We start from the raw sequence: 22,529 nt of genomic DNA, 5'->3' as shown, positions 1-22,529 counted from the left end.
TCCTGTCGTCGCGGTGCGGCATGATCTGACACGTGACCGCACCGCGACTGATGCTCCTCGACTCCGCCAGCCTGTACTTCCGGGCCTACTACGGCGTGCCGGACACCCTGCGCTCCCCCCAGGGCGAACCGGTCAACGCCGTCCGCGGCCTGCTGGACTTCATCGCCCGGCTGGTCCACGACCACCACCCCGACCAGCTCGTCGCCTGCATGGACGCCGACTGGCGCCCGCAGTGGCGGGTCGACCTCCTCCCCTCGTACAAGACCCACCGGGTCGCCGAGGCGGCCCAGGACGGCGAGGAGGAGGTGCCGGACACGCTCGCCCCGCAGGTCCCGGTGATCGAACAGGTGCTGGACGCGCTCGGCATCGCCCGCGTCGGCTCCCCCGGCTACGAGGCCGACGACGTGATCGGCACCCTCACCGCCCGCGCCCAGGGGCCCGTACAGATCGTCACCGGCGACCGCGACCTGTTCCAACTGGTCGACGACGCCCGCGAGATCACCGTGCTCTACCCGGTCAAGGGCATGGGCAACCTGCAGATCACCGACGACGCGCTGCTCCTGGAGAAGTACGGCGTGCGCGGCGCCCAGTACGCCGACATGGCCGCCCTGCGCGGGGACCCGAGCGACGGCCTGCCCGGCGTCAAGGGCATCGGCGAGAAGACCGCCGCCCAGCTCATCAACGAGTACGGCGACCTCACCACCATCCGCGCCGCCGCCCTCGACCTCTCCTCCAAGCTCACCCCGGCCCGCCGCCGCAACCTCGTCGAAGGCGCCGCCTACCTCGACGTCGCCCCCACCGTCGTCCGCGTCGCCCCCGACGCCCCCCTCCCCACCTTCGACCCGGCCCTCCCCCACGAGCCGCTCGACCCGATGACCCTCGAAGACCTCGCCACCCGCTGGGGCCTCGGCACCTCCCTCGAACGCCTCCTGGAGTCCCTCGCCACCCGCTGACCACCACGCGGGGCCTTTCCGCCGCGCCAGGAGAATATTCGCGAATCGGCACTCCCCTCGGGCCGGTCCCCGGGCATCCTGATTCCGCCTGACCGACAGCGAGGGGAGCGGCTGTGAGCCGACGACTGCGGTACATCGGAAGCAACTCCGGAAACAGCGGATGCCCGACGCTCTACGAGGACGTCGACACCGGGGAGGTGTTGGTGCAGGGCGATGTCGTGACCGACCCCGACGAGATCGCCCAACTCCGCAACATCAAGCCCGGCGAAGGGTTCGTGATCGTGCCCCGCGCGCTGCTCGCGGACTTCGCGCCGCGCGACGTGGACCGGGAACGCGTGCTGATCGGCTACGAAGAGTTCGAGAACATGTTCAAGAGCTTCCAGCACACGGCCTTCCGGCTGGAGACCCGCCGCCGGTACCGCTCCGACGAGCAGACCGAAACCTACCGCCGGTTCGCTGCCGGGATGGCGCCCGGATGGGACCTGGACGACCCCTGGTGCCGCTCGCGCCGCGAACAGGCGGCCCTGGGCAAACGGTTCGAGCGGGTGCGGATCATGGACAACCCGCCCACCCTGGGGCAGCGGTACCTGCTCGACAACGCCGAACGGAACAACGCCGTCGGCGAGGACACCCGGTACCTCTGGCGGGCCGACGCCGAACGCCTGGGTCTTCCGCAGGAGGACGCCTGGCTGTTCGACTCGCGCGTCATCGCCTTGCTGCACTTCGACGCCGACGACGACCTGACCGACATCGAACTGATCACCGACCCGGTGCAGGTGGCCCGCGCCTGCCAGGTACGGGACGCTGCCTGGCACTTCGCCACGCCGAGCCGCGAATTCGGCGCTGAGGTACCGTCCGCCATGTGAGCACCGACTTCCAACAAGCAAGAATCGCCCTCGGTCTGCGGCTCCGTGAGCTGCGCACCGAGGGCGGTCTCACAGGCAGGCAACTGGCCGACCGTCTGGGCTGGACGCAATCCAAGGTCAGCAAGCTGGAGACCGGCCGACAGACGGCCACTCACGACGACCTCAAGGCCTGGGCCGAGGGCGTCGGACAACCCCACACAGCGCCCGAGCTGTCGGCCAGGCTACGGGCCTTCGAGTCGGGGACCCGCACCTGGCGACGGCAGTTGGCCGCCGGACACAAACCGGTACAGGACACGCTGACCATCGAGTACGAACGCTCGACCGTCATGCGCGCGTGGGAGAGTTCCCTGATCGTCGGCATGCTCCAGACGGCCGACTACGCGCGGCACGTCTTCAGCGCGTACGTCAGCCTCCACCAGTCGCCGCGCGATGTAGAGGACGCCGTTCGAGCCCGCGTCCAGCGACAGGAAAGCCTGTACCGGCCAGGCAAGCGATACCACATCGTCATGTGGGAATCCGCACTACGCGCCCTGGTGTGCCCACCGGCCGTGCTAGCCGCGCAACTTGACCGACTCAGCGGTGTGGTCGGACTGGATACCGTCTCCTTGGGCATCGTGCCGTTCGAAGCCTCACTCGGGTTGCCTCCTGCCAACGGATTTTGGATTCACGACGAACGGCTCGTCATCGTCGAGGACTGGCACGCGGAGCTGTGGTTGGACCAGCCCGACAACGTGACGCTGTACCTGCGTGTGTGGGAGACGCTGGCCGGCGCGGCCGTCTACGGACCGGACGCCCACCGCATCATCACGCGGTGCCGCAGGGCACTCGGTTCTGCCTGAGAATTCCCACGCACCCCAGCTGCCGGGGCTGGAATATTCGAGAATCATGCTCCCGCCGGCGAATCTCGTCCGCTTAACGTCCTGCCGATGGCTCCGATCGGCACGGGAGTTGAGCGATGATCACGAACTCGCAGCGGTTGGCGGCTGGTCCACACCTCGGCGTGAGCGTCGATACCGACCAGCAGCGGCGGCACCGTACTCGCTCGTCAGCTGCCGGACTTCGGCGTCCTTGAAGGCCTGCACCTCTTCCACGATCCCGCTCTTCGACAGATCGGCCACGAGGCTCGTCTCCTGTCATTCGAACGTGAGCCGGGGAATCGCGTCGATGTCGATCCCGTACCGGCGGTAGACCTTGGTCGTGTTCTCGCTCGTCAGCTCCTCCAGAGGAAGCCTGAGCGCGAGGGCGGTCGCATGGACGTGTTCGGCGCTGTCGCCCTCGATCTCCAGGTACGGGGGGATCAACGGCCAGTGGTCGATCTCGACGGCCGCGCCGCCAAGCGTCCAGGAGGACCGGCGGTTCTCCTGGTACGCCTTCGGCTGGTAGCCGAGCTTGCCGAGGAGCGTGTTCGTGGCGTCGAAGCCACCGACGGTCGCCTCCGTTTCGGTCACGCCGTCGATCGCATCGGAGTGGATCTCCTTGACGCACAACGTGACGTCGGTGCCGGTGTCACGCAGCCGGACCCACGCACCCGGCCGGCCGGGGATGTCGTAGACATAGCGGCGCTGGAAGCGGTCGACCACGTGCTCAGCCCCGGCCTCGGTCAGGAGCACGCGGATCTTCTCCGGATCGACGTTGAGGATCTTCGCTTCGAACTCAGTTGCGGTCATGGGGAATTGCCTTCCTCAGCGCGGTACGGGCAGATGAGCGCACGGTATCGGCGATGCTGTGAGCCACCTCATCAGGCGTGCGGTCGGTGCCGTCGACCCGCAGCAGTCCGAACGCCCGGTACACACGGGAGCTTTCGGCCACGTTCGACTCCTCCCGCCGGTGCCAGGAGCTCAGCGTTCCCAGCTCGGCCCGCCGACGAAGCCGCTCCTGGCGGACGCGTTCGTCCACCTCCAGCAAAATCGGTCGATGGTGATGAAGAGCCCTCGGGTCACGTCCATGTGAACTCCATATCCCTGTTCGGGCTTGTCATCGCAGCCCCCAGTTCCACGGGGCCGGGTGGGCACCGCGCAGGCATGTGACCCGGTGGGCCGCCTCCTGGCGGATGTTGGCGTCGAGGTGGGCGCGGCGCACCGTGTCCATCACCGTGGCGAGGACGACGACGTCGCGTACGACCTGGTAGCCGGACCAGGCGCCGATGTAGGGGTGGTCCAGGGGCTGGCCCTCCCGTTCGTACGAGAGGTAGGTGTCGGCGTAGGTCCGGTGGTCTTCGCGGGGGCCGATGAGCAGTTCGGAGCGCCAGCGGGCGGCGACCAGGTCCCACTCGCGGTGGCCGCGCGTCAGCGGGCGGCGTAGCAGGAGCCCGACGTGGACTCCGTCGTCGTGGCAGGGGGCCATCCCGAGGGCTCCGAGGATGACGGTGTCCGGTGTCGGCCAGTCGAGGTAGTCCCACTCCTCACGCAGTTGGGCCGCGTGGTCGCGTAGGAAACTCCTGGAGGCCGTGTTCAGCGGAGCGTCGTCCAGGCCGTCCAGCAGCCCGGCGAACGGATCGTGCTCCCTGAGCCACGGGGCCGTCCTGGGGTCGGTCCGGTGCGTGAGGGCGGTCACCCATGCGGACAGGGACGCGTCGGCGCTCGGCTTCCCGGGGGCCTGCCAGAAGGTCACGGCCCGGCCCTCGGCAGACATGCGGACGTCGGTGTACCGGGGGGAGGTCACGGGGACCTGATGCTGTCGCAGGAACTGCGCGCCCTTGATGAGCGCCCCGGCCTCGTCCAGGTCGGGGTGGACGATGGCGAGCGCGCGTGAAGTGGGCAGCGACCACAGGTGGTTCGGGCTGTCGCTGACCAGCTCGGCCTTTGCGACGTCGTCGCCGGTGGCCACGCCCGCCTGCGTCAGGGCCTCGAAGGACGCCGCAATGTCCAGTCTGCGGGCCGGGGTTGTGGTCTTGAGCAGCGTCCTGGTGCGCGGTCCGACGCTCACGGCGTGGCCCTTGGGTGCGGAATGAGCGAATGGACGGGACCGCAGGTCGGCCCGGTCCGCGCCAGGACCAACGGGCCGCCCCTCCCCACTCTGGGCGGCCGAGACCGGAACTCCCGCGCGACGGTGTCCGAGCGCAGCGTCCCGCCCCGTTGGCCGGTCCGTTCGACCACCGCGGCCGCCGGCCGCACCGGATCGGGCAGCTCGATCTCAGACCAGATCTCCTTGCCGCCCTCGGGGAGGCTCTCGACACCGAACCGGGACACGACCCCCATGACCAGCCCCAGGCCGCGCCCACAGGTCGCTTCGTCGCCCAGCGACCGGCGCTCGGGCCTGCCGCTGCCCGGGTCGGACACGGACACTCGCAGCACACCCATGGTGTACGCCAGCGAGGCGGTCAGCTTCAGATCCGGCCGATCACCACCGCAGCCGTGCAGCACGGCGTTGGCGCCGAGTTCGGACAGCACGAGTTCCACGTCGCCCAGCAGGTCACCGCGCTGCCGGTCGTCCAAGCCGAGACCCAGCAGTGGCACGGCCGTACGGGCCCAGCGGCGGAGATCGCCGATGCGTTCCCGTTGAGCGGGGAACCTCGTGGTGATGATGCGTGATCCAGGCTCCATCAGGGCGCCTCACTCACTCGGGGTCTGGGACCGTCGGGAGAACATCCCTACTGGTGCCCGAACATGACGGAACATTCGAAGTGCGGCATGTGACTGCCTTGCACGAACAGCAAACCGTCGAAGGTGGCTGGGAGTAAGGTGTCGGCTACCTTCCGCTGTTAAACCGGTTAAACGGCATCGCCAGGAGACCCCATGGGGCGTACCCGCCAGCCCAACTCGCGGCTGGGCCAGCTCATCCGGGAAACGGGCAGACCAAACGAAGCCCTCGCCCGGGCCTTGTGCGCCGTCGCGGCCAGTCACAACGATCCGGCACGACCGAGTCGGGCATCCGTCACGCAGTGGGTCCGCCAAGGCGTCATTCCCTCCGGGAACATCCCACAGCACCTCGCGCAGGTACTCACCACCTGGCTGAACCGTGACATCACCCTGTCTGCGATGGGGTTCGGAGACGAGCAACCGGATCTACGCGACTGGGGTTTGGATACGCTGAAGGCCCTGGCGGCTCTCGGACGGATCGACGTTGACGTGGAACGCAGACAGCTCCTCCGCACCCTCACGTACTCGCTCGGGACGCTGAGCATCCCGCCCGACAACTGGTGGGAGCAGATGGCCCGAACGGAGAGTCGCGGCATCACACAACGCCGGGCCGGTCAGGCCGATGTGGACGCCGTCCGGGAGATGGCAAGGCTGTTCTCCCAGGTCGACCAGCGCCGTGGCGGCGGGCACGGGCGTACGGCGGTCGCGCAGTACCTCCTCACGGACGTCGGAGAGTTCCTCCAAGGCACCTTCTCCTCCGACCCGATTCGGCGGGACATGTTCTCCGCAGCATCCGAACTCGCCTACCTGGCCGGGTGGACGGCGTTCGACAACGGCGAGCACCCCACCGCCCAGCACTACTACACCGTCGCTGTGAAACTGGCGGCCGAGGCCGACGACCCCGCGATGGCCGGGCACATTCTGCGCGCCCTGGCTCACCAAGCGGTCGACCTCCGGAAACCGCACCATGCCGTCAGGGTCGCCGAGGCATCGATGGCCGGCGACCGGTACCGGCTCGCCGGCCCTCGCGAACGGTCCCTGCTCGGCGTCGTCCATGCACGTACCCTGGCATCTGCGGGGCGCACTGCTGAGGCGAACGCCGCGCTGCTCCAGGCCGAACGCGATCTGTCGGCAGCCTCGCCCGGTGACGACGAACCACCCCGGGTGTTCTTCTTCGGCGAGGCTTCCTTGGCACACGAGACCGCGTCGGCGCTCCGCGACCTCGGCGACCTGGAAGGTGCAGCAAGGGAGTTCGAGCGCAGCGTCGCGACCCGTAAGGCTTCCACGTTCACCAGGACCCACGCGGTCACCCTCGGCCACCTGGGCCTCGTGAAGGCCGGGCAGCACTCCATCGAGGAGGCCTGCACCATCTGGTCCCAGTCGCTCGACGCCATGCAGACCGTCCGCTCCGCCCGCACCCGCGAGGTCGCTCTACAAATTCGCAGTGCGCTTTCGCCCTATCGCGGACGGAAGGTGCAGCACATCGACGCCGTCGACAGGCGCGCCGCCGACTATCTGGCAGCCACCATCTGACCCGCCGTTCTGGCGCGGTCCGTTCACAGGAGGGGAAACACGTGGGTGACGTCTTCAGCGTGGAAGCACTCGGTCATGTTGTGGGAGGCCGTAAGGAACCGACCGACGACCACTGGGGAGGGACCCGCGCGATCATCCGGCTGGACGGCGACAGGTTTCCGCTCGATGCGACGAAGGGGCTGAAGGAGTTCTCCCACCTCGACGTGATCTTCCGGTTCCACAGGACCGACCCGACCGATCTGAACTTCGGTGCCCGCCGCCCCCGGGACAACCCGGACTGGCCCGAGGTCGGCGTGTTCGGCCACCGGAACATGCGACGCATCAACTGGCTCGGGTCCTCCCGCTGCCGCCTCCTCAAGGTCGACGGCCTGGACCTGCACGTCGAGGACCTGGACGCCATCGACGGCACCCCGGTCCTCGAAGTGAAGCCCTGGTTCGAGGAGTTCGGACCACGCGGAGAAGTGCGCCAGCCCGCATGGACCACGGAGATGCTCCGCGACTACTTCGCCCCGGCGCCTCCCGCGCCCTGACCATCGGCATCGCCTCGCCCGTTTCGGCTGCCCCTTCTCCACGAGAAGTCGACCTGATCGACTTCTCGTGCAGCCGCTCACAATTCCGGTGCCGCTCCGGCCCGCCGAAGCCGCACGGGGGTGGGGGTAGGAAGCCACCGGATACGCCAGGAGCCCGCGCGTTCGAGGGTGAACGGGCGGGCCCCTGGCGTTCGGCGGTCAGCCCACCGAGGAGTAGGCGATGATGCCGCGGCGCAGGCCGTCGACGGCCTTGCGGGCCGTCCGGCGCAGTTCGGCGTCCTCGCCGGCCGCGTCCTGGATCTGGCCGAGGACGTCGATCAGTTGCTTGGTCCAGCGGACGAAGTCGCCGGCCGGCATGTCGGCGTCGCGCAGCACCTGGTCCAGGCTGTGGCCGAGGGCCCAGCGGTGGGCGGCCCAGGCGAAGCCGAGGTCGGGCTCGCGCTGGCCGACGCCCTCGGCGGTGTTGATCCGGTGCTGCTCCTCCAGGGCGTCCAGGTGGCCCCAGATGCGGACCATCTGGCCGAGCGCCTCCTTGGCCCCGCCCTCCGGCACCCGGGGGGCGGTGGCGTCGTCGGACTGGCGCGCCTCGTAGACCAGCGCCGAGGCGCAGGCGGCGAGTTCGGCGGCGTCCAGGCCGCTCCAGACGCCTTCGCGGATGCACTCGGAGGCGAGCAGGTCGAGTTCGCCGTAGAGCCGGCCGAGGCGCTTGCCGTCGTCGGTGACGGTGTCGCCGCTCAGGTAGCCGAGGTCGGTGAGCAGCCCGCAGACGCGGTCGAAGGTGCGGGCGATGGTGTGGGTGCGGGAGCGCATCCGGCGTTCCAGCGCCTCGGTGTCGCGGTGCAGGCGGTGGTAGCGCTCGGCCCAGCGGGCGTGGTCCTCGCGCTCGTCGCAGCCGTGGCAGGGGTGCTGGCGCAGTTCGGTGCGCAGCCGAGTGATCTCCTGGTCGTCGGCGGCGGCCGCGCGGCCCCGGCGGAACCGCTCGGGTTCGAGGTGGCCGGCCTTGGTGCGCAGCGCGGAGGCGAGGTCCCGGCGGGACTGCGGGCTGCGCGGGTTGAAGGACTTGGGGATGCGCACCCGCTCGACGGCGGCGACCGGGTACGGGAAGTCGATCATGGCGAGCCGCTTGACCTGCCGCTCGGCGGTGAGCACCACCGGGCGGGGCCCGTCCTGGAAGTCGGGGTGGCGGCCGACCCGGCCGTTGCGGCTGACCGGCGGCAGGCCCGGGTCGAGGACCAGTGCGAGGCCGGCGAACTTGCCGGTGGGGACGTGGATGACGTCGCCCGGCTTGAGCTGCTCGATCGACTCGACGGCGGCCGCGCGGCGCTGGCCGCTGCCCTCGCGGGCGAGTTCGTTCTCCCGGTCCTTGAGCCGGCGGCGCAGGTCCATGTACGCGTCGAAGTCGCCGAGGTGGCAGGTCATCGACTCGCGGTAGCCCTCCAGCCCCTCTTCGTTGCGCTGGACCTGGCGGGCGATGCCGACCACCGAGCGGTCGGCCTGGAACTGGGCGAAGGAGGTTTCCAGCAGTTCGCGCGAGCGGTGCCGGCCGAACTGGGAGACCAGGTTGACGGCCATGTTGTAGGACGGCCGGAACGAGGACTTGAGCGGGTAGGTGCGGGTGCCGGCCAGGCCGGCCAGCGCCTCCGGGTCGAGGCCGCGCTGCCAGAGCACCACGGCGTGGCCCTCGACGTCGATGCCTCGGCGCCCGGCCCGGCCGGTGAGCTGGGTGTACTCGCCGGGGGTGATGTCGGCGTGGGTCTCGCCGTTCCACTTGACCAGCTTCTCCATGACCACCGAGCGGGCGGGCATGTTGATGCCGAGCGCCAGGGTCTCGGTCGCGAAGACGGCCTTGACCAGGCCCTTCACGAACAGCTCCTCGACCACCTCCTTGAACCGCGGCAGCATCCCGGCGTGGTGGGCGGCGATGCCGCGCTCCAGCCCGTCCAGCCACTCGAAGTAGCCGAGGACGTGCAGGTCCTCGTCGGGGATGTCGGCGCAGCGCTCCTCGACGAAGGCCCGGACGACCGCGCGGTCGGCGTCCTTGTTGAGCCGCAGGCCGGAGCTGAGGCACTGCTGGACGGCGGCCTCGCAGCCGGCCCGGCTGAAGATGAAGGTGATCGCGGGCAGCAGGCCCTCGGCGTCGAGCCGGTCGATGACGTCCACCCGGCCCGGCGTCCAGACCCGGCCGGGGCGCCCGTTGGGCATGCTGCGGCCCCGGCCGCGGCCGAACCGGTCGCGCGGGTTGCGGTCCAGCTCGGAGCGGGCGAGCCGGACCAGCTCGGGGTTGACGGCCTTGCCGGGGTTGCGCGGGCCGTCCTTGGGGCGGCCGTCCCGGTCGGGGTTGGCGAACAGGTCGTACATCCGGTTGCCGGCCATCACGTGCTGCCACAGCGGCACGGGCCTGGTCTCGGAGACGATCACCCGGGTGCCGCCGCGCACGGTGTCCAGCCAGTCGCCGAACTCCTCGGCGTTGGAGACGGTCGCGGAGAGCGAGACGAGGGTGACCGACTCGGGGAGGTGGATGATGACCTCCTCCCAGACGGCGCCGCGGACGCGGTCGGCGAGGTAGTGCACCTCGTCCATGACGACGTAGCCGAGGCCGTCGAGGGTGCTGGAGCCCGCGTAGAGCATGTTGCGCAGCACCTCGGTGGTCATGACCACCACGGGGGCGTCGCCGTTGACGGTGTTGTCGCCGGTGAGCAGGCCGACCTTGGCGGCGCCGTAGCGCTTGACCAGGTCGCCGTACTTCTGGTTGGACAGCGCCTTGATGGGCGTGGTGTAGAAGCACTTGCGGCCGCCCAGGAGGGCCAGGTGCACGGCGAACTCGCCGACGATGGTCTTGCCCGAGCCGGTGGGCGCGGCGACCAGGACGCCCGAGCCGGCCTCCAGCGCCTCGCAGGCCTCCAGCTGGAAGTCGTCCAGCGGGAAGTCGTACAGCTGCTGGAAGCCGTGGAGCGCGGTCGCCTGCTCCTTGGCCCGGCGGCGGCTGGCCGCGTACGCCTCGGCGGGGCTGAGCTCCTGGTCGTCGTGGGGCTGGGGCTCAGGGGTGTTCATCGCCGTCCGGGTGTGGTTGGTGTGATCTCGCATCTCAGCGAGAGGTTACCCGGCGGCACTGACATCGATAGCACCGTTTTTCCGTGCGACTTTCCGTACGGCTTCCGTAGGGCTTCCGTACGGCTTTCCCCGCGGCTTCCCTGCGTCGGGATCGGCCGCGGGATCGGCCGCGGGATCATTCCGGGATCGCTTCCCTCTCACATCCATAGTTGCAAACATCTTCAAGTGATCAGAGTCCGACCAGCTTCGGACGTCTCCGGTCATCCCCGGTGGACGGCCGCCGGTCTCCCTACCGTCGTTGCCACGGCGGAGCCACCGCCACCAACTCACGGGAGGACACCGACGATGGCGAACCTGGAGACGTCCCTCAAAGAGGCCATGGGGATCGACGGCGCGATCGGCGTCGCCCTGGTCGACTACGGCAGCGGCATGGCGCTCGGCAGCCTCGGCGACGGCGGCGAACTGGACCTCAACGTCGCCGCCGCCGGGAACACCGACGTGGTCCGCGCCAAGATGCGGGCGATGGAGATGCTCAACCTGCACGACAACGAGATCGAGGACATCCTGATCAGCCTCACCAACCAGTACCACCTGGTCCGACCGATCACCACGCCCACCGGGCGCGGCCTCTTCCTCTTCCTGGCGCTCAACCGCGGCCGCTCCAACCTCGCGATGGCCCGCCACCAGCTCAAGCGGATCGAACTCTCGCTGGAGATCTGAGCGGACCGACCCCAGGGAAGGGGGGACTCGTGGCGGTAGCGCTCTACCAGGCCAAGGCCGAGTTCTTCCGGATGCTCGGCCATCCCGTCCGGATCCGGGTGCTGGAACTGCTGCAGGCCGGACCGACGCCCGTCCGCGGGCTGCTCGCCGAGCTGGAGGTCGAACCCTCCAGCCTCTCCCAGCAGCTCGCGGTGCTGCGCCGGTCCGGCATCGTCACCGCCACCCGGGAGGGCAGCACGGTGGTGTACGCGCTGGCCGGCGGCGACGTCGCCGACCTGCTGCGAGCAGCCCGGCGGATCCTCACCGGGCTGCTCGCCGACCAGAACCTGCTGCTCGCCGAGCTGCGGGCCAGCTCCGAGCGAGGCAGCTCCGAGCGAGCCAGCCCAGAGTAGCCACGTGCGGGCCGGCCTGGGGTAGCCGCGCGTGCAGGCCGGCCCCCGCGCGCCGGTCAGCCCTTCAGCAGGTCGGCCAGCCCGTCCGCCAGCCGCTCGTACTCCCGCGGCCGGTTGTACAGCTGCGCGCTGACCCGCAGCACCCCGCCGCCGGCCCACGGGCGGATCGCGATCCGGGTGCCGAGCCGCTGCCAGACCTCGTCCCGCAGCGGTTTCACGTCCTGCTCCGCCTCGACGCACCCGGCCGGCAGCCGGACGGAGCGCATCCAGACCCCGGGCGTCGCGGGCAGCGGCGCCAGGCCGGCCCGCTCGGCGAGCACCCGCTGGCCGTACCCGGCGAGTGCGGCGTTGTGCGCGGCCACCGCCTCGGGGCCGAGCTCGCGCAGCAGCTCGAAGCCGGCCGGGGCGGCGAGCCAGCCCGTGTAGTCGCAGGTGCCGCGCCATTCGACGTTCCACGGGAAGCCCCGGTCGTGCTCCCAGGAGAAGGTGAGCGGGCGTACCCGGTCCACCCACTCCGGGCGGACGGCGAGCACGCCGGTGCCGCGCGGGGCGAAGGCCCACTTGTGCAGGTTGCCGAACCAGAAGTCGGCGTTCGGGTCGACCGGGGCGGGCAGCATGCCGGGGGCGTGGGCGCCGTCCACGACGGTGGTCACGCCGCGCTCGCGCAGGTCGGCGAGCAGGCCCGGGCCGGCGATCAGGCGGGCGGTGGGCGAGGTGATCTGGTCCAGCACCGCGACGGTGACGCGCTCGTCGACGGCGGCGAGCACCGCCTCCCGGACGGCCTGCTCGTCGGGGGTGTCCAGCGGCAGTTCGACCTCGACCACCTCGGCGCCGGTCTCGGCGGCCCGGCGCTCGGCGGCCCGGGTGACCACGCCGTAACCGTGGTCGGTGACCAGGATCCGGTCGCCGGGCGCGAACGGGATGGTGTCCAGGGCGATCGCGACCGCCTCGGTGACGTTGGAGACCAGGGCGAGCCGGTCCGGGTCGACGGCCAGGTCGGCGGCGATCCTGGTGCGCGCCGCGCCGACCCGGGCCGGCAGGTCGGCGAAGAAGCCGTCCGGGTCCAGCTCGTGTTCGGCGTGCAGCCGCTGCTGCGCCCGCTGCACGGGGACGGGCACCGCGCCGTACGAACCGTGGTTCAGGTGCGCCGCGTCCGGCGAGATGCCGAACAGCCCGTCGGCCGCGGGCAGCGGGGCCGGGGGTTCGACGGTCCACAGGTCCTCGATCACGGCATCCTCCCCATTGTGGTGTGTGACATTTCACATGACAGGGTACTGGTCGGGTGGCGTGCTCCGATACGACGATCGGGCCGTGACCATCACCGACCCCTTCCTGTCCCTCAGCGCCCGCACCGGCCGGTTCACCTTCGGTGCGCCGCGCGCGTTCACCCTCGCCGAGGACGGTACCCGGCTGCTGCTGCTCCGCTCGACCGGTTCCGAGGATCCGGTCGACCGCCTGCACCTGCTCGACACCGCCACCGGCGAGGAACGACTGGTCGCCGACCCGGCCGTCCTCGCCCCCGGGCGCACCGGCCGCCGCGACGACCTGCCCGCCGTCGAACGACGGCTGCGCGAACGCACCCGCCTGGTCGCCGCCGGCATCGGCACATACGCGGCCACCGCCGACCTCGCGACCGCCGTCCTCGCCCTCGACGGCCGGCTGTTCCGGATCGACACCGCCACCGGCGCCGGCACCGAACTGCCCGTCGCCGGGCCCGCGTTCGACCCCCGGCCGGACACTGGCGGCGAACGCGTCGCCTACGTCGCCGACGACGCCCTGTACGCCACCCCCGACCTCGAACCGCTCTCCCCCGCCGACGGCGCCCGCTGGGGCGTCGCCGAGTTCGCCGCCGCCGAGGAGCTCGGCCGCTCCCGCGGCCACTGGTGGCGCCCCGACGGCGGCGCGCTGCTGGCCGCCCGGGTGGACGAATCCGCCCTCCCCCGGCGCTACTTCGCCGACCCCGCCCACCCCGGCGAGCCCGCCGAGGACTTCGCCTACCCGCAGGCCGGCGGCCCCAACGCGGACGTCCAGCTCTGGGTGCTCGGCCTCGACCGCAGCCGGGTACGGCTCCGCTGGGACGCCGCCGCGTTCCCGTACCTCTGCGCCGCCGCCTGGGCCTCCGACCAGGAGCTGCTGCTCACCGTCGCCGACCGGCTCCAGCAGCACGTCCTGCTGCTGACCGCCGACCCGGCCACCGGCGAGACCCGCGAACTCTCCCGCACCACCGACGAGTTCTGGGTCGACGACCTGCCCGGCACCCCCGCCCGGCTGGCCGACGGCCGACTGCTCACCGCCCACGACACCCCGCAGGCCCGCGGCCTCGCCCTGGACGGCAAGCCGCTGGACACCACCGGGCTCCAGATCCGCCGGGTGGTCGGGCACCTGGACGGTCGGCTGCTCTGCGAGACCGGCCAGGGCGACCCGGCCGACCAGTACGTCCACCTGGTCGACCCGGACGGCGGCGCACCCGAACCCGTCACCACCGGCCCCGGCGTGCACTCCGCACTCGCCGCCGGCCGCACCCTGCTGCTCACCACCGCCGACGCCGACGGCATCCGGCGCCGACTGCTGCGCGACGGCTCGTTCGACGCCTCGCCCGACGGCCCCGCGCTGCCGCTCACCGACCTGAGCGCCGCCCTGCCCTACCAGGTGCGGCCACGGCTCGCCCGAGTCACCGAACTCGGCCTGCCCACCGCCGTGGTGTACCCGCGCAACCACGTCCCCGGCCGCCGGCTGCCGGTGCTGCTGGACGTCTACGGCGGGCCCGGCTTCCAGGCCGTGGCGGCCGAGCCGCGCCGCTGGCAGCTCCGCCAGTGGTGGGCCGACCAGGGCTACGCCGTCGTCACCACCGACAACCGCGGCACCCCGTTCGTCTCGCCGGAGTTCACCCGGGCGATCTTCCGCCGCTTCTCCCAGGTGGCGCTGGACGACCAGGTGAACGCCCTGCGGGCGCTCGCCGGACAGCACCCCGACCTCGACCTCGGCCGGGTCGGCGTGCGCGGCTGGTCGTACGGCGGGTACTTCGCGGCGCTCGCCGTGCTGCGCCGCCCGGACGTCTTCCACGCCGCCTGCGCGGGCGCCCCGCCCACCGACTTCCGGCACTACGACACCGCGTACACCGAGCGCTACCTCGCGCTGCCGCAGGACAACCCGGAGGGCTACGCCGACGACTGCCTGGTCACCGACGCGCCCGGGCTGACCAGGCCGCTGCTGCTGATCCACGGGCTGGCCGACGACAACGTCCACCCCTCGCACACCCTGCTGCTCTCCGAGGCGCTCACCAAGGCCGGCCGCCCGCACAGCGTGCTGCCGCTGCCGGGCGTCACCCACATGACCCCGGGCGGGGTGAACGAGCAGGTCACCCAGGCCGAACTCGCCTTCCTGCGGGCATCCTTGGGCTGATTCGCCGGATTCCGGACAAGGGCGTCGCACCGGTGGTGCGGCGCCCTTCGCCTTGCCCTCGCCTCTTCCACGTGACCCGTGACATGTGAAATATTACCTGCGCTTCACTGAACGATTACTCCACCCCCAAACCCCATCCCCCGGAAAGGACCGGTCAGTTGCGCAGACTGTCCGCCGCTCTCGCAGCCGCGCTCACCACGAGCGCGATAGCCGCCACCCTGCTGGGCACCCCCGCCCAGGCCGCCTCCCCCGCCCCCGCCACGATCGCCGCCGCCCCGGCGGAGCAGGGTGCCGAAGCCCCGCCCGCACCGCTCGCCCCCCAGGAGCGCGAGCGCCAGGCGCTCCGCACCAAGGCCCTGGAACAGCTCAACCAGGGCGCCGTCGCCAAGACCGCCGGCAAGCGGGCCCCCGCCAAGGTGAAGGTCGGCAACGACTACGTCCAACTGGCGCACCAGCGCACGGACAAGGTCTTCGTGATCCTCGCCCAGTTCGGCGACGAGGTCGACAACACCACCCAGTACAACGGCCAGCCCCGCTACGGCGGCACCCCCGGCCCGCGCCACGACCAGATCCCCAAGCCGGGCAAGGGCGACAACCACACGCTGTGGGAGCCGGACTTCAGCCGCGACTACTACCAGAAGATGTTCTTCGACGACACGCCCGGCACCGTGTCCATGCGCAACTACTACCGCACCCAGTCCTCCGGCCGCTACGACGTCCAGGGCACCGTCAGCGACTGGGTCACCGTCCCGTACAACGAGGCCCGCTACGGCAGCAACAAGGGCCCGCAGGGCTCCGGCGCCTGGACCCAGGGCCAGGAGTTCATCCGGGACGCCGTCAAGGCCTGGTACGACGGCGAGATCGCCAAGGGCCGCAGCGTGGCCGACATCAAGGCGCAGCTCGCCCAGTACGACGTCTACGACCGCTACGACCACACCAAGACCGGCGAGTTCAACCAGCCCGACGGCTACCTCGACAACGTCATCGTGGTGCACGCCGGCGTCGACGAGACCTGGGGCGGCGGCGCCCAGGGGGCCGACGCGCTGTGGGCGCACCGCAGTTGGACCTTCCCCGACGCGACCGGCCGGACCGGCCCGGAGGGCAACAAGATCGGCGGCGCGCCGGTCGGCGACACCGGCCTCTACGTCTACGACTACGTCCAGGCCGGCGAGAACAGCGGCGTCGGCCTGTTCGCCCACGAGTACGGCCACAACCTCGGCCTGCCCGACCTGTACAGCACCAGCGGCGGCGACAACAGCGTCAACTTCTGGTCGCTGATGTCCTCCGGCTCCTACCTGGGCAAGGGGCCGAACACCACCGGCGGCTACCCGGGCGACCTCGACGCCTGGAGCAAGCTCCAGTTCGGCTGGCTCGACTACGACGAGGCACAGGCCGCCACCCGGTCCAGCCACGCCCTCGGGGTGAGCGGCTACAACACCGACCAGGCCCAGGCGCTGCTCGTCCACCTGCCGGACAGCACCACCAGCACCGACCTCGCCGACCCGTACGAGGGCGCCAGGCAGTGGTGGAGCGACACCGGCGACAACCTAGACAACTCGCTCAGCCGGGACGTCGACCTGCGCACCGCCACCGGCCCGGCCGCCCTGGACGCCGCCGCCTGGTACGACACCGAGCAGGACTACGACTTCCTCACCGTCGAGGCCTCCACCGACCAGGGCAAGCACTGGACGACCCTGGGCGGCACCGTCGACGGCGCGCCGATCGGCAACACCAGCGCAAACACCCCCGGTCTCAGCGGCAGTTCGGGCACCTACCGGAAGCTGCACCTCCCGCTGGACGGCTACCTCGGCCAGCAGGTCCGGCTGCGCTTCCACGCTACCTCGGACGGCAACACCCACGGCCGGGGCGTGCTCGTCGACGCCGTGAAGATCACCGCCGGCGGCACCGAGCTCTTCGCCGACGGCGCCGAGAACGGCGCCAACGGCTGGACCGCCACCGGCTTCACCGTCATCACCGGCCGCACCGCCGTCAAGCAGCACCCGCGCGCCTACCTCGCCGAGAACCGCCGCTACACCGGCTACGGCGCGTTCCTGAAGACCGGCCCGTACAACTTCGGGTACAGCGGCGTCGCGGGCAAGGCCGACGTCGTCGACACCTACCCGTACCAGGAGGGCGTCCTGCTCTGGCTGTGGGACACCGCGTACGGCGACAACAACACCAAGGACCACCCCGGCGGCGGGCTGATCCTGCCGATCGACGCCCACCCGGCGGCGGTCCGCTTCGCCGACGGCACCCTGGTCAACGGGCGGGCGCAGACCTACGACGCGCCGTTCTCGCTCAAGCCGACCACGGCGTTCACGCTGCACAAGGGCGGCGTCGCGGTGCGGATCCCGTCCGAGCCGGCCGTCCCGGTCTTCAACGACCACACCGGCACGTACACCGACCCGGCCCTCCCGCAGCTCGCGGTGAAGGTGCCGGACACCAACACCAGGATCGAGGTCGTCCGGGAGTCCCAGGGCGGGCGGATCACCACCGTCCGGGTCGGCCCGGCCTCGTAGGAACCCCCAGCGAAGGCCCCGGGCCCCCGACGAAAAGGGGCCCGGGGCCAGCTCATGGGCCTCACCGCGCCCGGAGGGCGGTTCACGCCGACCTCCGACGAGGCCGTTCGGCGCCGACTCCAGGGGGTAACTGTCCTGCTCGGCAGGGGTGGTACCGCTCCGCGCAGCGAATGATCCGACCACGTCCGGTACGCTTGATCTTCAACAGGACTTGAAGTCAAGGAGTCAAGGAGTCAAGGAGTCCAGGAGTCGAGGAGCAGGCATGGACACCGCACCGGTCGACCTGCTGAGCGTCGGCGAGGTGGCCCGGCGGGCCGGGATCGCCACCTCGGCGGTGCGCTTCTACGAGGACCAGGGGCTGATCTCCTCCGAGCGGTCGCCGGGCAACCAGCGCCGCTACCGGCGGCACGTGCTGCGCCGGATCTCGCTCATCCTGGTCGCCAAACGGCTCGGCATCCCGCTCTCCGAGGTGGCCGAGGTGTTCACCGGGCTCCCCGAGGACCGGATGCCGGGCAAGCACGACTGGGACCGCATCTCGCGGCGCTGGGCCGAACAACTGCGTGCCCGGCGGGCCGAGTTGGAGCGGCTGGAGGAGGAGCTGACCGGCTGCATCGGCTGCGGCTGCGTATCACTGCGCCGCTGCCGGGTGCTCAACCCCGGGGACAAACTGGCCGCCGAGGGGCCCGGCCCGCGCCGGCTGCTGCCGGGCACGGCGGGCGAGGCGGGCGGGCCGTCCGGACCGTGAAGACGGCCGGGCCATGAAAACGGCCGGGCCCTGAGAACGACCGAACCGTGAACACGGTCGGACCATGAGAACGGCCTGACCGTGAACACGGTGGAACCCCGGGGGGGGCGGGCCCCGGGTGGTTGACCCCCCCCCCCCCCCCCGGGGGGGGGGGGCGGGGGAGCGCGGCGCGCGCCTTGGGTGCCGTACCGCCCGGCGTGGGGGCAACTGGGCGGTACGGCGGCTCTGGTCAGCCGGCCTCAGCCAGCTCATGAAGGCCCGCGAAGACCCGCGAAGACCTCCGGGAATCAGGCCTCCGGGAAGTGGCAGGCCGCCTCCCGGCCGCCCGGCCCGGCGATCCGCAGCAGCGGACGGTCCGTGCGGCAGATCTCCTGCGCCTTGGGGCAGCGCGGGTGGAAGGAACAGCCGGACGGCGGGTTCGCCGGACTCGGCGGGTCACCGAACAGCACGATCCGCTCCCGCGCGCGCTCCGCCGCCGGGTCGGGCAGCGGGACGGCGGACAGCAGCGCCCTGGTGTACGGGTGCGCCGGGCTGCCGTACACCTCGGCCTTGTCGCCGATCTCGACGATCCGCCCGAGGTACATCACCGCCACCCGGTCGCAGACCCGCTTGACCACCGAGAGGTCGTGCGCGATGAACACGTACGCCAGGCCGAGCTCCTGCTGGAGCCGCTCCATCAGGTTGACCACCTGGGCCTGGATGGAGACGTCGAGCGCGGAGACCGGCTCGTCGGCGATGACCAGCTTCGGCGAGGTGGCGAGCGAGCGGGCGATGCCGATGCGCTGCGCCTGGCCGCCGGAGAACTCGTGCGGGTAGCGGTCGATCTGCTCGGGGATCAGCCCGACCAGTTCCATCAGCTCGCCGGCCCGCCGGCGCGCGTCGGCCGCGCCGAACCCCTGGAGCAGCAGCGGCTCGGAGATGATCCGGGCCACCGTCTGCCGGGGGTTGAGCGAGGAGTACGGGTCCTGGAAGACCATCTGCAGGTGCCGCCGGTGCGGTCGCAGCCGGGCCTGGGAGAGCCCGCCGATCTCGGTGCCGTCGAAGGTGACGGTGCCGGAGGTCGGGTCGAGCAGGCGGACGATCATCCGCCCGGTGGTGGACTTGCCGCAGCCGGATTCGCCGACCAGGCCGAGCGTCTCGCCCTTGCCGACGTCGAAGCTGACGCCGTCGACGGCGCGGACCGGGGCGCCGGGGCGGCCGGTGCGCCCGCGTCGACCGGGGAAGGTCTTCACCAAGTCCCTTACGGACAACAGGGTTTCGGTCATGGCCGGGCTCCTTCCGACACCAGCGGCAGGTGGCAGGCGGCCTGGTGGCCGGGGGCGAGCGGGCCGAGCTCGGGTCGTTCGGCCAGGCAGCGGGCGTGTTCCTCGGCGGTGGCGGCGTCGGTGCGGGCGCAGCGCGGGGCGAAGGAGCAGCCGGGGGCGGGGGCGATCAGCGACGGCGGGCTGCCGGGGATGGCCCGCAGCGGGGCGTCGTCGGTGTCGTCCAGGCGCGGCAGCGAGTCCAGCAGGCCGCGGGTGTACGGGTGCCCGGGGGTGGCGAACAGCCGGTCCACCGATGCCTGTTCGGCGGCCCGGCCGCCGTACATGACCAGCACCTCGTGGGCGACCCGGGCGACCACGCCGAGGTCGTGGGTGATCATGACGACGCCGAGGCCGCGCTCCTGCTGGATGCGGGCGATCAGGTCGAGGATCTGCGCCTGGACGGTGACGTCGAGGGCCGTGGTGGGCTCGTCGGCGATCAGCAGTTCGGGCTCGCAGGCCAGGGCCATGGCGATCATGACGCGCTGGCGCATGCCGCCGGAGAACTGGTGCGGGTACTCGTCGACCCGCCGGGCCGGCTCCGGGATGCCGACCTCGGCCAGCATTTCGAGCGCCCGCGCGCGGCCCGCCCTGCGGTTGGCCTTGAAGTGCACCCGGTAGTGCTCGGCGATCTGCTCGCCGACGGTGTAGAAGGGGTGCAGGCTGGACAGCGGGTCCTGGAAGATCATCGCGATCCGGCGGCCCCGGACGGCGCCCAACGCCCGTTCACCGAGCCCGTTGAGCTCCATCCCGTCGAGCCGGATCGAGCCGGTGACGGCGGCGCCGCGGTGCAGGCCCATGACGGCGAGCGAGGTGACGGACTTGCCGCTGCCGGACTCGCCGACCAGGCCGAGGGTCCGCCCGGCCTCGACGGCGAAGGAGATGCCGTCCACCGCCCGGACGACGCCCCGGGGCGTGTCGAAGGAGACCCTGAGGTCGTCGACCTCCAACAGAGTCATCAGTACCTCACTCTCGGGTCGACGTACGCGTAGAGCAGGTCGACCAGCAGGTTCGCGGCGACGATGAAGGAGGCCGCGAGCAGGGTGACGCCGAGGATGACGGGCTGGTCGGAGCGGACCAGCGCGTCGTAGAACAGCCGCCCGACGCCGGGCAGGCCGAAGATGGACTCGGTGATGACGGCGCCGGCCAGCAGGCCGCCGAGGTCCATGCCGAAGATGGTGAGGATCGGCGTCATCCCGGAGCGCAGCCCGTGCTTGACGGCGACGGTGCCGGGCGGCAGGCCCTTGGCCCGGGCGGTGCGGATGTACGGCTCGGCCATCGCCTCGATCATCGAGTTGCGGCTCTGCCGGGCGTACATGGCCGCGTACAGCAGGGCCAGGGCGATCCACGGCAGCAGCAGGTTGGAGGCCCAGGCGACCGGGTCGTCGGTGAACGCGTGGTACGCGGGGTACGGCAGCAGGCCGGCCGTCCGGACGACGCCCCAGATCAGCATGATCGAGGTGAAGTAGACCGGCAGCGACGCGGCGCCGACCGACGCCACCATCAGCGTCCGGTCGGTGAGCCCGCCCTTGCGCAGCGCCGAGGTGACGCCGGCGCCCAGGCCGAGGACCAGCCAGAGCACGGCCGCGCCGATGGCGAGCGAGACGGAGACCGGCAGGCGGTCGGTGAGCAGGTCCCAGACCGGCAGCGAGTACTCGTAGGAGTAGCCGAGGCAGGGGAAGCCGCAGTGGGTGGCGCTGGCGCCGCTGCCGTAGTCGCGCCCGGCGAAGATGCCGGTGAGGTAGGTGGCGAACTGCTCCCAGACCGGCTTGTCCAGGCCCATCGCCGCCTTGACCTCGGCGACCCGGTCGGGGCTGCAGGTCTTGCCGCAGGCGGCCACTGCCGGGTCGGAGGGCAGCAGGTAGAAGATGGTGAAGGTGATCGCGCAGACGGCCAGCAGGATGCCGGCCGCGGCGAGCAGTCGGCGCCCGAGGTAGAGGATCACGGCCGGCCTCCTCGGGGGTCGGGGGAGAGGATCACGACCGGCCTCCTCGGGGGTCGAGGATGTCGCGCAGCGCGTCGCCGAGCAGGGTGAAGGCGAGCACGGCGAGGAACAGGAAGACCGTCGGGATCAGGAAGTACGTCGGGTCGGTCTCGTAGTGGACGATGCTCTCGGCGATCATCTGGCCCCAGGACGGGGTCGGCGGGCGCACGCCCACGCCGAGGTAGCTGAGCGCGGCCTCGGTGGCGATCATGCCGGGGACGAGCAGCGTGGTGTAGGCGATGATCGGCCCGGAGACGTTCGGCAGGATCTCCCGGGTGAGGATCCGCCAGGAGCGGGCGCCGCCGACCTTGGCCGCGTCGACGTACTCGCGGTGCTTGAGCGAGAGGGTCTGGCCGCGGACCACGCGGGCGATGCCGGGCCAGCCGAACAGGCCGATCACCAGGGTCATCAGCAGGATCCGGTTGACGTCCTTGGCCACCGACATCATCGAGATCATGAAGATCAGGGACGGGAAGGACATGGTGAGGTCCATCAGCCGGGAGAGCACGGCGTCGGTGCGGCCGCCGAAGTAGCCGGCGGCGATGCCGGTCAGGGTGCCGGCGACCACGACCAGCACGGTGGCGGTGAACGCGATCAGCAGCGAGGTCTGGCCGCCGTGCAGGACCCGGGCGAACAGGTCGCGCCCGGTCGCGGGTTCGACGCCCAGCCAGTGCCGGGTGCCGATCCCGCCGAAGTCGCCGATCGGCAGGCCGCCGAGGTAGGGGTCGATCGCGCGTTTGTCGAACTCGTCGGGGGTCCAGCCGCCGAGCGCGCTCAGCGGTCCGGCCAGGGCGGTCAGCAGGACCAGGAGGGCGACCGTGATCAGGCCGAAGCGGGCCGAGCCCCTGGCCCACAGCTGGTCCCAGACCAGCCGCCACGGCCCGCGGCCGGCGGCCTTCGCGGGGCCCGCCGCCGCAACCGGCGCGGCGGCGGGCTCAGTGCGTGTGCTCATCGC

At 71.4% G+C, this 22,529-nt stretch carries 21 protein-coding genes; 10 read left to right on the top strand and 11 right to left on the bottom strand.

What is annotated here, in order from left to right; genetic code table 11:
• Positions 1 to 50 precede the first annotated feature (50 nt).
• The 3 genes from ACFV61_RS13570 (at position 51) to ACFV61_RS13560 (ending at position 2,658) form a co-directional block, all read left to right on the top strand.
• The gene (locus ACFV61_RS13570; RefSeq protein WP_380491726.1) at positions 51 to 953 is read left to right on the top strand and encodes a 5'-3' exonuclease H3TH domain-containing protein; all 903 of its coding nucleotides are present in this window, start codon (positions 51 to 53) and stop codon (positions 951 to 953) included.
• 113 nt (positions 954 to 1,066) lie between these two features.
• On the top strand, positions 1,067 to 1,819 hold the full coding sequence (locus ACFV61_RS13565; RefSeq protein ID WP_380491714.1) for a DUF6879 family protein: 753 nt from the start codon (positions 1,067 to 1,069) through the stop codon (positions 1,817 to 1,819).
• Entirely contained in the window at positions 1,816 to 2,658 is an 843-nt protein-coding gene (locus tag ACFV61_RS13560) for a helix-turn-helix domain-containing protein (RefSeq protein WP_380491713.1), read from the top strand. Before ACFV61_RS13565 ends, ACFV61_RS13560 begins: the two co-directional genes overlap by 4 nt.
• Positions 2,659 to 2,778: 120 nt before the next feature.
• Here the strand turns inward: ACFV61_RS13560 and ACFV61_RS13555 are convergent, their stop codons facing one another.
• The 5 genes from ACFV61_RS13555 to ACFV61_RS13535 all read right to left on the bottom strand — a co-directional run bounded on the left by ACFV61_RS13555 (position 2,779) and on the right by ACFV61_RS13535 (position 5,361).
• The gene (locus ACFV61_RS13555) at positions 2,779 to 2,937 is read right to left on the bottom strand and encodes a hypothetical protein (RefSeq protein WP_380491711.1); all 159 of its coding nucleotides are present in this window, start codon (positions 2,935 to 2,937) and stop codon (positions 2,779 to 2,781) included.
• Positions 2,938 to 2,952: 15 nt separating this feature from the next.
• Positions 2,953 to 3,486, bottom strand: coding sequence for a class IV adenylate cyclase (locus ACFV61_RS13550; RefSeq protein ID WP_380491709.1), 534 nt, complete (start codon positions 3,484 to 3,486; stop codon positions 2,953 to 2,955).
• On the bottom strand, positions 3,473 to 3,715 hold the full coding sequence (locus tag ACFV61_RS13545; protein ID WP_380491707.1) for a hypothetical protein: 243 nt from the start codon (positions 3,713 to 3,715) through the stop codon (positions 3,473 to 3,475). The genes ACFV61_RS13550 and ACFV61_RS13545 overlap by 14 nt, the downstream gene beginning before the upstream one ends.
• Positions 3,716 to 3,793: 78 nt before the next feature.
• Positions 3,794 to 4,744 (bottom strand): hypothetical protein, encoded by a 951-nt coding sequence (locus ACFV61_RS13540; protein WP_380491705.1) that lies wholly within the window; start codon positions 4,742 to 4,744, stop codon positions 3,794 to 3,796.
• Positions 4,741 to 5,361 (bottom strand): ATP-binding protein, encoded by a 621-nt coding sequence (locus ACFV61_RS13535; RefSeq protein WP_380491703.1) that lies wholly within the window; start codon positions 5,359 to 5,361, stop codon positions 4,741 to 4,743. Before ACFV61_RS13535 ends, ACFV61_RS13540 begins: the two co-directional genes overlap by 4 nt.
• Before the next feature lie 192 nt (positions 5,362 to 5,553).
• Here ACFV61_RS13535 and ACFV61_RS13530 point away from each other — a divergent pair, with 192 nt between their 5' ends.
• Both ACFV61_RS13530 and ACFV61_RS13525 read left to right on the top strand, forming a co-directional pair.
• On the top strand, positions 5,554 to 6,930 hold the full coding sequence (locus tag ACFV61_RS13530; RefSeq protein WP_380491701.1) for a Tat pathway signal protein: 1,377 nt from the start codon (positions 5,554 to 5,556) through the stop codon (positions 6,928 to 6,930).
• Positions 6,931 to 7,010: 80 nt separating this feature from the next.
• On the top strand, positions 7,011 to 7,460 hold the full coding sequence (locus ACFV61_RS13525; RefSeq protein WP_380491699.1) for a TrmO family methyltransferase: 450 nt from the start codon (positions 7,011 to 7,013) through the stop codon (positions 7,458 to 7,460).
• Positions 7,461 to 7,658: 198 nt separating this feature from the next.
• Here ACFV61_RS13525 and ACFV61_RS13520 read toward each other — a convergent pair whose 3' ends face one another.
• On the bottom strand, positions 7,659 to 10,511 hold the full coding sequence (locus ACFV61_RS13520; protein ID WP_380491724.1) for a DEAD/DEAH box helicase: 2,853 nt from the start codon (positions 10,509 to 10,511) through the stop codon (positions 7,659 to 7,661).
• Between the two features lie 345 nt (positions 10,512 to 10,856).
• On the opposite strand from ACFV61_RS13520, the gene ACFV61_RS13515 reads away from it, so the two are divergent.
• On the top strand, positions 10,857 to 11,231 hold the full coding sequence (locus tag ACFV61_RS13515) for a hypothetical protein (RefSeq protein ID WP_063346882.1): 375 nt from the start codon (positions 10,857 to 10,859) through the stop codon (positions 11,229 to 11,231).
• A 29-nt stretch (positions 11,232 to 11,260) separates the two neighbouring features.
• The gene (locus tag ACFV61_RS13510) at positions 11,261 to 11,623 is read left to right on the top strand and encodes an ArsR/SmtB family transcription factor (protein ID WP_380491697.1); all 363 of its coding nucleotides are present in this window, start codon (positions 11,261 to 11,263) and stop codon (positions 11,621 to 11,623) included.
• Between the two features lie 56 nt (positions 11,624 to 11,679).
• Here ACFV61_RS13510 and ACFV61_RS13505 read toward each other — a convergent pair whose 3' ends face one another.
• Positions 11,680 to 12,852, bottom strand: a complete 1,173-nt coding sequence (locus ACFV61_RS13505; protein WP_380491695.1) for an aminotransferase class V-fold PLP-dependent enzyme — start codon at positions 12,850 to 12,852, stop codon at positions 11,680 to 11,682.
• Between the two features lie 82 nt (positions 12,853 to 12,934).
• Between ACFV61_RS13505 and ACFV61_RS13500 the strand changes: the two genes are divergently transcribed.
• The 3 genes from ACFV61_RS13500 (at position 12,935) to soxR (ending at position 18,289) form a co-directional block, all read left to right on the top strand.
• Complete coding sequence (locus ACFV61_RS13500; protein WP_380491693.1) at positions 12,935 to 15,025, top strand: prolyl oligopeptidase family serine peptidase; 2,091 nt, start codon at positions 12,935 to 12,937, stop codon at positions 15,023 to 15,025.
• Positions 15,026 to 15,183: 158 nt separating this feature from the next.
• Complete coding sequence (locus ACFV61_RS13495) at positions 15,184 to 17,544, top strand: immune inhibitor A domain-containing protein (RefSeq protein ID WP_380491691.1); 2,361 nt, start codon at positions 15,184 to 15,186, stop codon at positions 17,542 to 17,544.
• Between the two features lie 262 nt (positions 17,545 to 17,806).
• Entirely contained in the window at positions 17,807 to 18,289 is a 483-nt protein-coding gene (soxR, locus tag ACFV61_RS13490) for a redox-sensitive transcriptional activator SoxR (RefSeq protein WP_380491689.1), read from the top strand.
• Positions 18,290 to 18,576: 287 nt separating this feature from the next.
• Here soxR and ACFV61_RS13485 read toward each other — a convergent pair whose 3' ends face one another.
• From ACFV61_RS13485 to ACFV61_RS13470, 4 genes are read right to left on the bottom strand one after another with little or no spacing between them, the layout of a single operon-like run.
• Positions 18,577 to 19,554 carry an ABC transporter ATP-binding protein gene (locus ACFV61_RS13485; RefSeq protein WP_380491687.1) on the bottom strand — a complete coding sequence of 326 codons (978 nt, stop codon included), beginning with the start codon at positions 19,552 to 19,554 and terminating at the stop codon, positions 18,577 to 18,579.
• Entirely contained in the window at positions 19,551 to 20,549 is a 999-nt protein-coding gene (locus ACFV61_RS13480) for an ABC transporter ATP-binding protein (protein WP_063346887.1), read from the bottom strand. Before ACFV61_RS13480 ends, ACFV61_RS13485 begins: the two co-directional genes overlap by 4 nt.
• A complete protein-coding gene (locus ACFV61_RS13475; protein ID WP_063346888.1) occupies positions 20,549 to 21,535 on the bottom strand; it encodes an ABC transporter permease in 987 nt (328 codons plus the stop codon). Before ACFV61_RS13475 ends, ACFV61_RS13480 begins: the two co-directional genes overlap by 1 nt.
• A 31-nt stretch (positions 21,536 to 21,566) precedes the next feature.
• Entirely contained in the window at positions 21,567 to 22,526 is a 960-nt protein-coding gene (locus ACFV61_RS13470) for an ABC transporter permease (RefSeq protein ID WP_380426863.1), read from the bottom strand.
• Positions 22,527 to 22,529 lie beyond the last annotated feature (3 nt).

This window comes from Kitasatospora sp. NPDC059817, from assembly GCF_042731835.1.
Classification (GTDB): domain Bacteria; phylum Actinomycetota; class Actinomycetes; order Streptomycetales; family Streptomycetaceae; genus Kitasatospora.
This window is presented reverse-complemented; position numbering and strand designations above follow the sequence as displayed.